General features: G+C 64.3%; 11 protein-coding genes. 2 read left to right on the top strand and 9 right to left on the bottom strand.

All coding sequences use genetic code 11. The features are described from left to right. Positions 1-88: 88 nt before the first annotated feature. Positions 89-1,867, bottom strand: a complete 1,779-nt coding sequence (locus tag BJ997_RS12085; RefSeq protein WP_035834814.1) for an ABC transporter ATP-binding protein — start codon at positions 1,865-1,867, stop codon at positions 89-91. 28 nt (positions 1,868-1,895) lie between these two features. On the opposite strand from BJ997_RS12085, the gene BJ997_RS12090 reads away from it, so the two are divergent. Then, entirely contained in the window at positions 1,896-2,522 is a 627-nt protein-coding gene (locus BJ997_RS12090) for a PH domain-containing protein (RefSeq protein WP_035834813.1), read from the top strand. A 20-nt stretch (positions 2,523-2,542) separates the two neighbouring features. On the opposite strand, the gene BJ997_RS12095 is transcribed toward BJ997_RS12090, so the two are convergent. From BJ997_RS12095 to BJ997_RS12115, 5 genes are all read right to left on the bottom strand, one after another. Continuing rightward, positions 2,543-3,571 (bottom strand): ABC transporter permease, encoded by a 1,029-nt coding sequence (locus BJ997_RS12095; protein WP_035834812.1) that lies wholly within the window; start codon positions 3,569-3,571, stop codon positions 2,543-2,545. Further along, positions 3,571-5,109: an ABC transporter permease gene (locus BJ997_RS12100; protein WP_035834811.1), complete on the bottom strand. Its 1,539-nt coding sequence runs from the start codon at positions 5,107-5,109 to the stop codon at positions 3,571-3,573. Before BJ997_RS12100 ends, BJ997_RS12095 begins: the two co-directional genes overlap by 1 nt. A gap of 164 nt (positions 5,110-5,273) precedes the next feature. After that, a complete protein-coding gene (locus BJ997_RS12105) occupies positions 5,274-7,025 on the bottom strand; it encodes an ABC transporter family substrate-binding protein (protein ID WP_152602051.1) in 1,752 nt (583 codons plus the stop codon). Positions 7,026-7,342: 317 nt separating this feature from the next. After that, positions 7,343-9,145, bottom strand: a complete 1,803-nt coding sequence (locus tag BJ997_RS12110) for an ABC transporter family substrate-binding protein (RefSeq protein WP_035834807.1) — start codon at positions 9,143-9,145, stop codon at positions 7,343-7,345. Positions 9,146-9,195: 50 nt separating this feature from the next. Continuing rightward, a complete protein-coding gene (locus tag BJ997_RS12115) occupies positions 9,196-11,001 on the bottom strand; it encodes a dipeptide ABC transporter ATP-binding protein (RefSeq protein WP_052541875.1) in 1,806 nt (601 codons plus the stop codon). 62 nt (positions 11,002-11,063) lie between these two features. On the opposite strand from BJ997_RS12115, the gene BJ997_RS12120 reads away from it, so the two are divergent. Continuing rightward, complete coding sequence (locus BJ997_RS12120) at positions 11,064-11,669, top strand: PH domain-containing protein (protein ID WP_035834805.1); 606 nt, start codon at positions 11,064-11,066, stop codon at positions 11,667-11,669. A gap of 14 nt (positions 11,670-11,683) precedes the next feature. Here the strand turns inward: BJ997_RS12120 and BJ997_RS12125 are convergent, their stop codons facing one another. The 3 genes from BJ997_RS12125 to BJ997_RS12135 all read right to left on the bottom strand — a co-directional run bounded on the left by BJ997_RS12125 (position 11,684) and on the right by BJ997_RS12135 (position 16,113). Next, entirely contained in the window at positions 11,684-12,703 is a 1,020-nt protein-coding gene (locus BJ997_RS12125; RefSeq protein ID WP_035834803.1) for an ABC transporter permease, read from the bottom strand. Then, on the bottom strand, positions 12,703-14,235 hold the full coding sequence (locus BJ997_RS12130; protein ID WP_035834801.1) for an ABC transporter permease: 1,533 nt from the start codon (positions 14,233-14,235) through the stop codon (positions 12,703-12,705). The genes BJ997_RS12125 and BJ997_RS12130 overlap by 1 nt, the downstream gene beginning before the upstream one ends. Before the next feature lie 96 nt (positions 14,236-14,331). Further along, entirely contained in the window at positions 14,332-16,113 is a 1,782-nt protein-coding gene (locus BJ997_RS12135) for an ABC transporter family substrate-binding protein (RefSeq protein ID WP_035834800.1), read from the bottom strand. Positions 16,114-16,226 lie beyond the last annotated feature (113 nt).

A 16,226-nucleotide genomic window follows, 5' to 3' on the forward strand; every position in this document is an offset into this window, starting at 1 on the left:
GACGCTGGCGACGAAGAGTGGATGTGCGGGGCCACAGTTAGACCCAAGGAATCATCCTACCGTATTCACGAGGGGCCCCGCTGGGAGCCTATTCTCGATCGGCTCCGCCTTCCGCAGCGGCCAGCAGGGCCAGGCGCAACTCTCTCCGGTCGCGTTGCGTGTCCGGGTCCGGTACCGGGATTGCGGCGATCAATCGCTGCGTGTAAGGGTCCTTAGGAGCACGGAGCACCTCGTCGCGGGTTCCGGTTTCCACGATTCGGCCGTAGTGCATCACCGCGATGCGATCGGCCATGATGTCGACGACGGCCAAGTCGTGACTGATGAACAAGCAGGCGAACTTCATCTCGGCCTGCAGTTCCTTGAGGAGTTCAAGAACAGTCGCCTGCACCGACACGTCGAGGGCAGAGGTCGGCTCGTCGGCAACCAGCAAGAGCGGACTCAGACTCAGCGCGCGTGCGATTCCAACGCGTTGCTTCTGTCCGCCGGACAGTTCGTGGGGATAACGGTTCCGATAGGACCTGGGCAGGCGCACGCTGTCGAGCAGCTCTTCGATTCGCAGACCGAGGGCCTTGCCCTTCGATTCGCCCGCCAGCTTGAGTGGCTCCCCAATGCTGTCCCCGATCGACAGCCGCGGGTTCAGCGAGGAGGACGGGTCTTGGAAAACGATGCCGACCCGGCGGCGCAGCCCCTGCAGGTCCTTTCGAGTGGCTTTCGTGATGTCCCGACCCGTCACGATCAGCGAGCCCTCGACGATGGGCTGCAGGCCCACCGCGGCACGGCCTATCGTGGTCTTGCCGGAGCCCGACTCCCCCACGAGCCCCAACACTTCACCGGAGCGGATGCTGAGGGACACGCCGTCGACGGCGCGGAAGGCCTTGATCTTGCCGCGCTTTCCGAACTCCACGGCGATGTCGTCCATCTGCAGCACGGCATCACCCGCACCGACAGGTTCGGGCGCAGTCGCCCGCTCTGTGGCGGTGGCCGGGCCGAGCTCAAGCGCCTCGGCAAGGGCGGCTGTCACGTCGATCGCGCCCGTGGCATCCGCTGCACCAAAGCCGAAGCCAAGGCGAGGTACGGCCGCGAGCAAGGCCTTGGTGTACTCGTGCTGTGGGTTCAGGAAGATCTGGTGCACCTCCCCTGCCTCGACGATCTCGCCGTCCTTCATGACCACGATGTCGTCTGCGAGGTCGGCGACGACGCCCATGTCGTGGGTGATGAGCAGCACGGCGCTGTTGAGCTTGTTTCGCAGGTCGCGCAGCAGCTCGAGAATTTCGGCCTGAACCGTCACGTCGAGAGCGGTGGTGGGCTCGTCGGCGATCAGCAGCATCGGGTCGCAGGAGAGCGCCTGAGCAATCATGGCGCGCTGTCGCTGGCCGCCGGAGAGCTGATGGGGGTAGGAGTTGTACGCCTTTTCCGGATCCGGCAGTTCCACCATGCTGAGGAGTTCGAGAGCGCGGGCTCGCGCATCGATCGGGCGCATCCCCGTGTGCACTCGCAGGGTTTCCACAATCTGGAAGCCGATTGTGAAGACGGGGTTGAGGGCCGTCATGGGCTCCTGGAAGATCGCAGCCACCTTCTCGCCGCGCACCTGGCGCATCCGGCCGGCGGTAAGGCCACGCAGTTCCTGGCCATCGAGCTTGATGCTGCCCGTCACTCTGCTGTTGCGGGGAAGCAGGTCGAGGATTGCCATCGAACTCGCACTCTTGCCCGAGCCGGATTCGCCGACGACGGCCAGGATCTGGCCGCGCCGGATGGAGTAGGTGAGGTTCTTCGCCGCCGGAACCCAGTCTCGCTCCACGCCGAATTCAACGCCGACGTTGATCATTTCGAGTACCGGAACCGCGCTCTGGGCCGTCTGGTCAGGCATGTGTGGCTCTCCCTGCAATCATTGGAAAATGACTCATCGTGCATCGGAGCCTGAAATCATCGGCTCGAGATTCAATAGGACTGTGTGTGTCGTGGTGTGGGCCGTGGCGGGAATCATGCTCCTGAGCGCCTTCTTCGGCGGCGGCGAAGCCACGCTGCGGTCCGCCCCGACGATTGCCCTGCTCGCCTACGCCGGCTGGGTGGTGCTGTGGCGGCCGAACCTGGTGATCACCGACGAGCACGTGTCGCTGCGCAACGTCGTGACCACCGTTGTGGTGCCGTGGTCCGCGCTCATTCAGGTGGACACCCGATTCGCGCTGACGCTCGTGACGCCGGGTCACCGTTACTCCGCCTGGGTCGCACCAGCCCCTGGAGCGCTCACGTCCCAGCGGATGGCCCGCCGCTCCCGCAAGGCGGAGAACGAGAATCCCCTGGAACGTTCCAGCGACGGTCGCAGCCTTCCCGGCGAACTCCGCGGCAGCGAATCCGGAGACGCGGCCCGCCGCGTTCGGGCGCGCTGGGACGCCCTGATTGAGGCCGGCGCCGTTCAGACGGGTACCGCCGACACGACTCCGGTCACCCGAACGATGCATGTGACTGTTCTCGGCGTGCTGGCGGCGCTCCTCGGTCTCAGCCTGACGGCCGCGCTGATCTAGCAACGCCGCGACACACACAGTCATGCGAGGGCCTTGTTCGCGCGGCGCGGACGGAAGCGACGCTGACGCGGGTCGAAGGCGTCGCGCAGCCCGTCTCCGATGAAGTTCACGCACAGCGCGAGCGTGATGATGAACACACCGGGCCACCAGAACAGCCACGGCCGCGTCGCGAACGACGACTGGTTGTCGCTGATCAGGCGCCCGAGGGATACGTCGGGCGGCCGCACGCCGAGCCCTAGGAACCCGAGGGCGACTTCGAGCAGGATGGCGCCCGCCATCAGCAGCGTTGCCGCCACAATCACGACACCGATCGCGTTGGGCAGAATGTGTTTGAAGATAATCCGCAGGTCCGAGGCGCCAGCGACCCGGGCCGCCTCCACGTATTCGCGCTCACGCAGGGTGAAGAATTCGCCGCGCACCAGCCGGGCCAGAGTCGTCCAGGTGAAGAAGCCGAGCAGGATCGCCAGGATGACAGGGCCGTCGATCGCGCCGCCGAGCCGGCTCGCGATAGCTCCAACGAGAGCACCGACCACGATCACCGGAATGATGATGATGAGGTCCGTGAAACGCATCAGGATGGCGTCGACCACGCCGCGGTAGTAGCCGGCGACGGCGCCGATGACGGTGCCGATCACGGTCGCGAGGATCCCCACGATCAACATCACCGTGAGTGAGTTCTGGATGCCTCGCATGGTCATGGCGAAGTAGTCTTTGCCGATGCGGTCCTGCCCGAATGGGTGGTCGCCGAGGAAAAGTCCTTCACCGCCCAGCCAGCGGGGCACGACAGACATGGTCGGGGCTCCGCCGTCGACCAGCGGGTTGAGCTGGTTGTAACTGAGGTGCCACCACCCCGACAACGGTCCGATGCCCACTGCAGACGACGACAGCACCGCGATGAATGCCACGATGGCGATGGAGACAAGGGCGATCTTATGCTCGACGAAACGGCCCAGAACGAGACGGGTCTGGCTGCGCCCGGCCTCGTCAGACTTTGTGGCACCCGCGTCGGGTGTCGGGCTCTGGCTGGCCACGGGCTGGTGCTGGCTCATCAGTGCGTCCTTACTCTCGGGTCAAGCGCCGCGTAGGACAGGTCAGCCACGAGGTTGGCAATCAGCGCGACCACTGAGATCACGACGAAGTAGGCCATGACCGGATTCGGGTCGACGTTGTTGAGCGATCGAATGAAGAGTTGGCCCATACCGCTGATGGCGAAGACCTGCTCGGTGATGATCGCCCCGCCGATGATTGCGCCGATATCGGCCGCGACGAGGGTGGCGAGGGGGATGAGGGCGTTGCGGAAGGCGTGCCGCACGATGACGGTTCGTTCGTCAAGTCCCTTGGCGCGCGCGGTGCGGATGTAGTCCTGGTCGAGAACGTCGAGCATTCCCGATCTCACATACCGGGTGTACCCGGCGAGGGAGATCAGGGTCAACGAAATGGTCGGCAACAGGAAATGGGTGAAGGTGTCGATGCCCATGATCCAGATGTCGCCCTCGAGCGTCGGCGTGCTTGATCCGACGGTGGCGATGGGACGGCCGCCGATCGCACGGTTGCCCGCGTACTCGGCCCAGGACTGCATGAATCGGTCGATCAGCAGAAGCCCGCCGGAGAGCACAGCGGTGATCGCGCCGATGCGCATGTTCACCGTGCGGTCGTCGCCGCCGACGAGCCACCCGCTGGCCAGTCCCACGGCCAGGGTGGCCAGGGCGAGAATGCAAATCGTTCCCCAGCTCGAGATGTCGAGCAGGCTCTGGAGGGTGAAGTAGGCCACGATCGCGAAGCCGGCATTGAGCAGAGCCGTGATCATGGCACGCGGGTCCTTGAAACCGGCGATGAGGGCCGTCACGAGGATTCCGGTCCCGATGGCTGAGACCGCAATCATGACAGGGCCCAACCCGGGGTTGCGGAACCAGTCGGTCTCGTTGAAGAACACGAGCAGCGCAGCTGTTGCCAGCCCGGAGATCACGAAGATTCCCCCTCGCCGACGTACGGGCCCCGCCACCATGGCCTGCCAGATGATGCCGGCCACGACCGCGATGACCGCGATCGTCGGGTAGGTGATCACCGGCGCCGCAAGAAAGTCGTTGAAGCCGATCGCGAGGAATTCCTTGAGCAGCACGGCGATCCAGAACGCCGGCATGGAGAACAACAGAAAGATGATGAAGGTGACGGAGTAGTCGAATCCGGTGTTGTGGCGCAGGGCGGAGACGATGCCGATGGTGATTCCGAAGATGATGGCGAGAACCGTGGCGCCCGTGATCAGCTGGATCGTGGAGTTGAGGGCGAGCGGTATCAGCTCGGTCACCTGCTGGTTGAAGATGTTCACGCCGAGGTCGCAGGCATTCGCGAAGGGGATCAGGCACTGGGCGGTGCCGCCCAGCCAGCCGAAGTAGCGCAAGGGAATGGGCACGTCGAGGTTGAGCTGGTCGGAGCGCAACTGAATGAGCTGGTCCCGGTTGGGGTCACGGCTCCCGCGCAGTTCCTCGAGCGGGTCACCCGAGATGGCTGTCAGCACGTACATGATGAATGACGCTCCGAGTAGGAGCAGGGCGGAGACGAAAATTCGCCTGGTGATAAAGCTCAACATTGCTCTCAGGAACCTCGCTTGGCCGTGGGACTCGCGACATCATTGTCGACGAGTCGGTCTTCGCATGCTTAGGGGTCGTACCAGTAATACCGGTGCGCCGGGGATTCTGAGATCCCCGGCGCACCGGTACCGGCCTTGTTGTTCAGCCGACTAGCTGCGGCTGGCTAGGAGACCATGGTCCAGTCCCAGAAGTTCCAGATCGGGCCAGTCTGCCAGGGGCTGTACTCGACGCCGTCAACATTCGGACCAGACGCGATCACGCCGGGCGAGATGAAGAGGGGAAGACCAAAGCCACCCTCCCAGAGCAGTTGCTCAACCTGCACCTGCAGCTCGACCTGGGTGGCCGAATCAGTGGTGCGAACGAGTTCGTCCATCAGGGCATCCGCTTCGGGGTTGCTGAACTTGCCGAAGTTGCTGTCCGCTTCGGAGTCGAAGAGCTGGGGCACGCCGAGCACTCCGGCACCGACAGTGCTCCAACCGAAGATGAAGGCGTCCCAGGTCTCGGGGAGCGACAGGGCCTCACCCCACTGGTCGGCCGGGAGTCCGCCGTCGACGACGGTGATTCCGGCTTCGGCCGCAGAGGCCTGAATGGCGAGGAATGCGTCGACCCGGTTCGGGTTGGCGTTGTTGTAGGCGACGCGAACGCTCGGGGTGGCGCCGGCGAGCAGGGCGGTGGCCCCGGCAACGTCAACCACGTCATAGGCGTCAGACCCGTTCGTCGACGTTGCTTCGTCGTAGCCATCCACGCCCGGGAAGAAGATCTGCGAGTTGAGCAGGCTGGCTTCAGGGTCGAGCGGACGAATGAGCGCGTCGAGGATCTGCTCACGCGGGATCGTCTTGAGGAATGCCTCACGCACGCTGGCCTCACCGAACACACCGGCGGGGTCGAAGTTCAGGTCGATGTGGTCGTAGCTGCCGGTGTCGCCGGTCATCACGTTCACTCCGGTGAGTGCCTCGAGGGACGACAGTGTGTCTGCAGACGCCTGCGGGTTGATGATGTCAACCTCACCGTTCTGCAGCGCCTGCACCTGGGCGTTCGCGTCGGCGATGAACCGAACAACCACCTGGTCGATGCCGTCGGGTGCGAGGTCGCCCGTGTAGGACTCGTTCACGGCCATGGTGACCGACTGTCCGGAATCCCAGGACGATACGATGAACGGTCCTGAGGAGAGGTACAGCGAGGCGTCGCTCGGCAGTGAAGCCGTCACGAATCCGCTGTTCCAGACATCCGCTACGGCACGCAGGTCGGCGTTCGTCTCGGCCGGAGCGTCAACATTGCCTTCCGTGGCGCTCTCGAAGAGCGCGACGAGGGAATCGGGCTCGAGACCCGCCTTTTCGGCGACGACGTGAGCGGGAACGCTCATCGGGGAGAAAAGAGTCCAGTCGGCGTAGGGGCCGCTGTAGGTCGTAGTGATCGAGCGACCATCGTCGCCCACCTCGGGCAGCGCGATCTGGTCGAGACCGGAGGTGCTGCCGGCCGGAGTGAAGTAGGTCGTGCCCACGGTGCCTTCGGCGTCGGCGTCGTCGTAGTAGCCCGACGTGGCGGCCCAGCCGAGCAGCAGGTCGTCGGCGTCGATCGCTTCGCCGTCGGACCAGGTGACACCCTCGTTCACGGTGTATTTGATGGACAGCGGGTCGTCCGAGAGCTTTTCGACGGTGCCGAAGCTCTCGTCGTACACCACGGAGGCGGTGTCATCCAGACGGAAGAAGTCCCCCTGCGTGAAGTATTCAATCTGGTTGTTGATGTCAACGTTGCCGTCAGCAGTGCCCGTGTTGAATGAGCTGAGCTCGTTCACCTCGGCAATGCGAACGGTTCCGCCCTCGGAGGCCGCAGGCCCCGTATCGGTCGTCGTGCAGGCCGTGAGAACGAGCGCTGACACGCCGAGCAGCGCCCCGGCGGCAGCCAGTCGCTTCACTCGTGGAGTTGAAATGTACAAATGTTCCTCCTGTGCAAGATGTACAAGGGGCGACAACACAATCTCAAGCGCCGTCGCCAAGGTGGTTACCCCGACACTAGGCGCAGGGAGTAACCCCAGACCAAAAGTCCACGAAACGTTACACGTTGGTAACTAAATTACTGAATAATAGTGAGATATGCTCAAGTTCTGCCAGAAAAGGCAACACTATGCTCAAATGAGCACAGTGAAGAGGTGACTTTCGCGTTATGATCACCGCGTGGGCCGGGCATACCGCGCTCCCGGCGGATGCGCCCCATCCGGGGCGCTCGGAGCCGTTACCGGGAGTCGTCGACAGTCCAGTCGGGCAAATTCCACAGCAGCTGGGGCGCCAGGATAGATGGCGCCACGCCCGTGACCCGATCGCTGTGCGCCGTGACGATCGGAAGATCGAAGAGCGGCAGCCCATAGGCGTTGTCCCACAGCAGCGTGTCCAGTCGCTGCTGCAAGTCGATCTGGGTGGCCGGGTCCAGCTCGACGCCCAATGCCGCGGTGACGGCATCGACCTCGGGGTTGGAAAAATACGAGAAGTTGTTGCTCCCGCCGGTGCGGAAGGTGTCGCTCGTTGCCGACACGGCCAGGGACGGAGTCGACCATCCGAACAGCGCGGCGTCGTAGTGGTTGGCCGCCCCCAGCAGTTCGCGCCAGTCTGGGTCGCCGCAGTCGGTCACGACGAAGCCCGCCTGGGCCGCCGAGGCCGCGATGAGCGTGAACTCCTGGACCCGCCGAGGATTACTGGATTCGTACAGCACGCAGACCTCGGGCGCTGACACCCCCGCGGCGGCCAGCAGGGCCCGAGCACCCGGCACGTCCACGTCGGCATATGCTCGAGATCCGTTCTGTTTCACGGACTCGGCGTAGCCCGGGGTTCCGGGCACAAGGACCTGAGAGTCACGCGGCACTGCCGGGTCGCCGGCGACCGGCGTCACCAGTTCGTCGACCATCTGCTGCCGGGGCACAACCCTCAGAAACGCCTGGCGCACTCGGAGATCGTCGAACACGCCACTCTTCGACTGTGCCGCCTGCACATCGATGTGCTCGTACGTGCCGCCGGATCCTGACAAGGAGGTCACGTTCTCCAGTGCCTCGAGGGAATCCGCCACGGCGGCCGTCGCCGGGGTGGAGAGCACGTCGACCTCCCCCGTGCCGAGGGCCTGAACGGCGGCGAGGGGGTCGCCGATGCGTCTCAGCACCACGGTTTCGATCGAGGGCTTGCGAGCGCCGGTGTACTCGGGATTCGCGGTGAGGGTAACGGATTCTCCCGCCTCGATTCCCGAAATCGTATACGGACCGGTGCTGAGCATGAGCTCGGTATCCGCCGGCATTTCGGTGAAGTTGAACCCGGAGTTCCACACCGAGGCGACTCTGGACAGCGGCCCCGTGTCGCCGGACGTGATGGCCGAGCTCACGGCCTTCTTGGACTCAGCGCTGTCGGTGAGGCCCAGGGCCTTCTGACCCACGACATGCGCGGGCAGTGCGGCCGGGAACACGAGTTCCCAGTCCGCATAGGGAGCCGAATAAACCATCGTGATCGAGCGGTTGTCATCGCTCACGGTGGGCAGGTCGTGAACGAGCCCCAGGCCTGAGTCGGGTTGCGCGCCGGAATCGAAATACACAGTGTCTGCGGGCAGGTCCCCTTTGATCTCGTGGGTTTGGGCGTCGGCGAGGGCCCCTGGCACGTATCCGGGGGTATCACGGGCCCGAGAGTTCGCCACCCAGTTGAGCAGCAGGTCGGCGGCGTCCACCGCCGTGCCGTCCGACCATTTCACGCCCGAATTCACGGTGTACTTCACGGTGAGGGGATCGGTGGAGACGCGTTCGTAATGTCCGAACGATTCGTCCCGCACCACGGCCGGCGTATCGTCCACCGAGAAGAACCAGTCGTTCGTCAGGGAACCGACACCCAGATTGGCCGTTGAATTGCCGTAGGTCGTCGCCGGATTGCTCGAGTCGAAGGCCTCATCGACGGCGACCGTGAGGGTGGTGCCCTTGTCCAATCCGGATTCGGCCGTCGAGGCCGTGCACCCGGTCAGCAGCAGACCGGCGGCAACGACCCAGGCGACCGTGGATCTGATTCTCATTGCTCAAAACCATACCCGGTGCCGGCTGGGAATTGAGGATCGCTCGCGCGTTACCCCTCCGCGCCCGCCGCCAGGACACTGCGCCGGAGTTCTCGACGAGCCCGCTGTTCGACAGGGTCGGGAAGGGGAACCGCCGCCAGCAATCGCTGGGTGTACGGATGTTTCGGGTAGCGCAGAATCTCATCCCGCGTGCCGGTCTCGACGATGAGTCCGTGGTGCATGACGGCGATTCGATCCGCCAGCACGTCTATGACCGCAAGGTCGTGCGTGATGAACAGGCAGGCGAACTGCATCTCGATCTGCAGGGCCTGCATGAGATCGAGAACGCGGGCCTGCACAGACACGTCGAGGGCGCTCGTCGGCTCATCGGCGATGAGAACGCGAGGCTTCAACGACAGGGCCCGCGCTATGCCCACCCGCTGCTTCTGGCCACCCGACAGCTCGTGGGGAAAACGTCCGCGATAGTTGCGGGGCAGCTCGACGCTGTCGAGCAGCCGCTCCACCTGCACGTTGAGCGCGGCCCCGCGCAGCCCCTGGGCCAGGCGCAGGGGCTCCCCGATACTGTCGCCGATCGGCATCCGTGGATTCAACGACGAAGACGGATCCTGAAAAACTATGCCGACGCTCTTGTGCAGCGTTCTGATCTCGTCGCGGGAGGCTGCGGAGATGTCCTGCCCGGCTACGATGAGCCGGCCGGCCGTAATCGGCAGCAGTCCGATCGCCGCACGACCAAGAGTGGTCTTGCCCGATCCCGACTCACCGACCAGCCCGAGTACCTCACCCTCCCGCACCACGAGGGTGACCGCGTCGGCCGCACGGAAGGCCGGAACGCGCCCGTGTTTGGGATAGTCAATCGAGACGTGTTCGAAGTTCACCACCACCTCGCGCTCGTCGCGCGCGGCGGCGGACGCTGCCTGCGCGGCCAGGCGCTCGTTCACCTGGATCCGCTCCGAGAGGGCCTCATCCACGAGTACGTCGGTGCCCACGGCGAGGGCAGCCGTCGTGTCGATCGTCTCGTCGCCCCGCTGACCCAGATGCGGCACGGCCTTCAGGAGCGCGATCGTGTAGGGATGTGCGGGCGCGGAGAAGACCTGCTCCACTGTGCCTCGCTCCACGATCAGGCCCCGACGCATCACGGCGATATCGTCGGCCAGGTCGGCGACCACGCCCATGTCGTGGGTGATCAGCAGGATGGCACTGTCGAGGCGGTCGCGCAGACTCCGGAGCAGGTCAAGAATTTCGGCCTGCACTGTCACGTCGAGTGCGGTGGTTGGTTCGTCGGCGATCAGCAGTTGCGGGTCGCACGAGATCGATTGGGCGATCATCACCCGCTGCAGCTGCCCACCGGAAAGCTGGTGGGGAAATGAGTTGAAGGCCTTGTTCGGATCGGGCAATTCCACCATGCCCAGCAGCTCGAGGGAGCGGACCTTCGCCTCGTGCGGCGACATGCCGAAGTGAGCGCGCAGAGTCTCCATGATCTGGAAGCCGATCGTGTAGACCGGGTTCAGGGCCGTCATCGGCTCTTGGAAGATCATCGCGATCTGCCCGCCGCGCACCTTACGCATCTGAGCCGGCTTGAGCCCGAGCAACTCTCGGCCGTCGAGCTTCGCGCTGCCGGTGATTCGGCTGTTCTCGGGCAACAGATCGAGGATGGCCATGGAACTCGCACTCTTGCCCGAGCCTGACTCCCCCACGATCGCGAGCACCTTGCCGCGTTCAATCGAGTAGGTGAGCTTGATGGCCGCGGGGATCCAGACGTTGTCCACCCCGAAGTCGACGCTCAGGTCGGTGACCTCGAGCACGAGAGCGGATGTCTTCTTCGCTTCGGGAAGCTGGCCGATCGACTGGTTCGTCATGCTCTTCCGTTCCCTCGTTCGGTGGGTTGCAGAGGCACGACTCCTGCTGCGACGATGTCGTCATGAAACCGGCAGCGGATCCCGACGCGTACGTCTCTCGCTTCAATCGCGCGCTTGCGGCACTCGTGTGGGTGCTCTGCGCGGCGTCGGCCGTGGCGCTGTCGATCACCGGGCAGGAGCTCTATCTGATTCCCACCGGCTTCATCGTCCTGCTTGGCTGGGTGTTCCTGTGGGCACCCTCCGTTCGAGTCAGTGACGCCGCTGTCACGGTGCGAAACCCTCTGCGCGCGATCGTGATCCCCTGGCAGGCACTCATCCAGGTGGACACGAAGTTTTCGCTCACCCTGTACACACCCGGGCGATCGTGGCCCGTGTGGGTGGCCCCCGCCCCGGGCCGAGGTGCCGTTCGCCGGGCCAACCGCGCCGGGACATCCGTTGACCGCACGCCGTTCATGACCGTGGAACCACGCCCCGGGGACCTTCCCGGAACGGAGTCGGGCGACGCCGCGCAGCTCGTTCGGGACCGCTGGAGCCGACTGCAGGCGAGCGGCGTGATCGAAGCCGGTGTCGCGGAGCACACGCCTGTCGAGATCGTGCCGCAACGCGGGGCGCTGATCGCCCTTGCCGTGTTCGGCGTGGGCACCGTGGCCGCCATTCTGCTCGGTTAGGCCCGCCACCCGACTCACGGCTTCTCCTCCCCGGGCTCCGGGATACTCTCCTGCATCAGGCGGAGCTTGAAGCGCCGGTGTCGCGGGTCGAAAGCGTCGCGCAAGCCGTCGCCGACGAAGTTCACGAGCAGGGCCAGCGACACTATGAACACCCCCGGCCACCAGAACAGCCACGGTCTGGTCTGAAAGGCCGATTGGTTGGAACTGATCAGCAGCCCCAGCGACACATCGGGAGAGCGGATGCCGTAGCCCAGAAAGCTCAGTGCGGTCTCGAGCAGGATCGCCGAGGCCATGATGAGGGTCGCCGACACGATCACGACTCCCATGGCGTTGGGCAGGATGTGCTTGAAAATGATACGGCGATCCGAGGCGCCGGCCACCCGGGCCGCTTCCACGAAGGCCCGCTCTCGCAGGGACAGGAACTCGCCGCGCACGAGCCGCGCGATCCCCATCCAGGAGAAGAAGCCGAGCATGATCGCCAGCACTGGAGCGCCGAGCCCGCCGAACCAGTGACCGACGACTGACCCGATCACGAGGGCGGGAATCACGATGAACACGTCGGTGATGCGCATGAGCGTTGCGTCGACCCAGCCGCGGTAGTACCCGGCAACCGCCCCCACAACCACCCCGAGAATCGTGGCGATGAGGCCAAGCACCACCATCACGAGCGCGGAGTTCTGGATGCCGCGCATCGTCATGGCGAAGTAGTCCTTGCCGATGCGATCCTGGCCGAACGGATGCTCACCGAGCGTCACACCGTCACCTCCGAGCCACCTCGGCACGACTGACAACGTGGGGTCTCCCCCGTTCACCTGCGGGTTGAGTTCCCGGTAGCCATATTTCCACCAGCCGGGAATGGGACCCACCCCGATGGCTGAGATGGAAAAGACCACAATCAGCACGATGAGGATCACCGACACGACGGCCACGCGATTGGCCGTGAACCGGCGCCAGATGAGTCGCCCCTGGCTCACCGGCGGGGTGCTGGGAACGGGCTGATCTGGAGCGATGACAGGTTCGAGCGAATTCGACATCAGCGGATCCTCACCCTCGGATCAAGACCGGCGTAGGCAAGGTCGGCGAGAAAGTTGAAAAGGATGGCCATCGCTGCGATCACCACGAAGTAGCCCATGACCGGGTTGACATCCCCACGGCGCAACCCGGCGTTGAAGAGGTACCCCATGCCGGGAATCGCAAACACTGTCTCGGTGATGATCGCGCCACCCAGCAGTGCCCCCACGTCGAACGCGATCAGGGTCGTGATGGGGATCAGCATGTTGCGGAACGCGTGCCGCATGATCACGGTGCGTTCAGGGATGCCCTTGGCTCGCGCGGTGCGCACGTAGTCGAGGCTGAGCACCTCCAGCATGCCCGCGCGGGAATATCTTGTGTAGCCGGCGAAGGAGATCAGCAACAGCGCAATCGTCGGCAGGGCGAGGTGGGTGTACGTGTCCAGTCCGGTCAGCCAGACGTCGCCCGAGAGCCCCGGCGTCGACGATCCCACGGTCGCGATCGGCCGACCATTGGTGGCGGCAGCCAGGGCGCCCCACGACTGCATGAAGCGGTCCAGCAAGACCACACCGCCCGAGAGCACGGCGGTGATCACGCCCACCCGCATGTTCTGGCCCCTGTCGTAGCCGCCCACCAGAAACCCGCTGATCAGCCCGACAGCGATCGTGGCCAGGGCCAGAATGAGCAGTGTCCCAGCCGACGACACGTCGAACAGCGGCTGCAGCACGAAGTAGGCGATGATCGCGAGTGCCCCGTTGATTCCGGCCGTCAGGAGGGCGCGGCGGTTGTGCAGGCCGGCCGCGAGCGAGGTCGTTCCGAGAGCGATCGCCGCAATCAACACGGTCACGGTGACGGGTCCAAGGCCAGGGTCATGAAACCAGTTCGTAGCGAGCATGACGAGCAGGATGCCCACGGTCATGCCGCCGGAGAGGCCGAAGACGATCAGCCGTCGACGTCGGTCGCCACCGAGGAGAGACTGCAGGATGACGCCGACGATGATTCCGATCACCGCGAGGGCGACGCCGCTGATCACGGGGTCGCGCAAAAAATCGTTGAAGCCGATGGCGACGAACTCCTTCAAGAGCACTGCCACGAGGAAGGCTGGAAGCGAGTAGAGGAAGAAACTGATGAAGGTCACGGTGTTGTCGAGGCCGCTGTACTGGCGAAGGGCTGTCACGATGCCGATCATCACGCCCAGTACGATGGCGAGCACGAGGGCGAGTGTGACGAGCTGGACCGTCGAGGCAAGGGCCTGCGGCAGGATGTCCACCACGAGCGCGTTCGAGATCGTGGAGCCGAGGTCACAGGAATTCGCGAAGGGAATCACGCAGCGGGCGACCCCGCCGAGCCAGAGAATCCAGCGCAGCGGCGGAGGCACGTCAAGGTCCAGCAGCTGGATGCGCGCGTTGATGAGCTGCACCTTGTTGGGCGAATTGCTGTCGCGAAGGTCCTGCAGCGGGTCGGCGGAATAGGCCACCATCATGTACATCAAGAATGAGGCCGCAACGAGAATGAGCACAGAGACGAGTAGCCGTCTCACGATGAAACTCACCATGGGTTCTGACCTCACTGCACTGTTCGGCGGAAGCGATGGGGGGTGGGCCGGGTTCCCGGGGAACCCGGCCCACCTGGTGATGTAGTGCTTCGGGTACTACTGGCTGACGGACCACTCCCAGAAGTTCCAGAAGGGACCGTTCTGGGTGCCCGTGAATTCCACGCCGTCCACGCGCTTGGACACACCGAACACACCGGGCAGCTGGAAGAGCGGCAGGCCATAGGCATCCGCGAACGTCTGCTTGTCGATGTTCATCTCCAGCTCCACGAGGGCATCGGGGTCGAGCGTCGTCTGCGTCTTGAGCGCGTCAGCGTTGGTGCCCGTGTAGTTGTTGTAGTTGCCGCCGCCCTGGCTGGAGAAGATCTGCGGCAGGGCGCTGGTTCCGGCGCCCGGACTGATCCAGCCGAACAGGGAGGCGTCATAGTCGCCGCCCGGCAACAGCTTGCTCCAGTCGGGCGACCCGGCGTCGGCGATCGTGAAGCCGGCCTTGGCCGCCGACTCCTGAATCGCCTGGAACTCGTCCACCCGATTCGGGTTGTTCGTGTTGTAGAGGATGCGAATCGTGGGCGTCGCCCCAGCGAGCAGTTCCTTGGCCCCGTCGATGTCCACATCCGCGTAGGCGCTGGAACCGTTGTTCGCCACCGAATCCGCGTACGGGTCGTTCGCCGGAACCCAGATCTGCGAGTTCAGCACCTCGGCATCGGGATTGACCGGCGTCACGATGGAGTCCAGAATCTGCTGGCGCGGGATTGTCTTCAGAAAGGCCTGGCGAACACTCAGGTCGGCAAAGACGGCCGAGCCGAAGTTCAGGTCGAGGTGATCATACGACAGCTGGTCTCCGGTGAGAACGTCGGCACCCGAATTCTCCAGGGCCGTGAGCGTGTCAGCGGACGCCTGCGGGTTGATGATATCCACCTCGCCGTTCTGAAGCGCCGTCACCTGGGCGTTCGCATCCGGAATGATGCGGAAGATGATCTTGTCGACCTTCGGTGTCATTCCGCCCACGTAGTAGCTGTTGCGCTCCATGGTGAGGGATTGTCCGGGCGTCCAGTCCGAGACCACGAAGGCTCCGCTCGACACGAGGATGTCAGGGTCGGTCGGGAACGCCGTCACGTCGTAGCCGGTGTTCACCCACGAGGCCGCGGCCTGCAGGGTGGCATCCGGGGCTGCGGGGGCAGCCGGATCCCCCGCCGGCAGGGATTCGAGAAGGGCCGTCAGATCCGCCGCCGACTCCAGGCCGGCCTTCTGGGCAACAATGTGCGCGGGCTGCGCGATCGGGTTCACCAGCTCCCAGTCCACGTATGGCGTGTCGTACTCGAGAGTGATTGTTGTGTTGTCGTCGGAGACCGTGGGGTACGCGGTAGCGTCGAGGCCCGCCGTGCTAGCCGCAATCGTGAAGTACTGCGTTCCGCCACTTACCTCACCGGAGGTCTCGTCGAAGGTAGCGCTGTCGTAGTAGCCGGATTGGATGGCCCAGCCGAGCACCATGTCATCCGCTGTGACGGGTTCGCCGTCTGACCACTTGTTATCTTTGTTGAGGGTGTATTTCACCGTGAGGGGGTCGTCGGAGGTCTTCTCATAGGTGCCGAACTTCTCGTCGTGCACGATCTTGAGCTCATTGCTGATGTAGGAGAAGCCCGAGCCGTAGGACCCGTTGAGATAGGCCACCTGCCCATTAGTGTCAAGGTTTCCCTGCGGCGTCTGCGAGTTGAACGAGGTGAAGTCGTTGACGACGGCAACTGTTACCGTGCCGCCGCTCGCGGCCGTTGAGGTGGACGTGCTTCCGGTCGTGGTGCATGCGGTCAGGGCGATCGCGGCGATGCCGACGATGGCCACCCCGCTGAGCGCCCTGCGGACAGATTTTCCTCTGACTGGCAATGTTCCTCCTTGCGAAGTGAACCCGACCTGGCGTTCATAGCGCCCGTGTCGAGCGTGGATACGCTTGACAATAGAGAGGTAGCGCCACAAAAGCTAATAAATCCTCATTTTTG

The sequence above is a fragment of the Cryobacterium roopkundense genome, assembly GCF_014200405.1.
GTDB lineage: Bacteria > Actinomycetota > Actinomycetes > Actinomycetales > Microbacteriaceae > Cryobacterium > Cryobacterium roopkundense.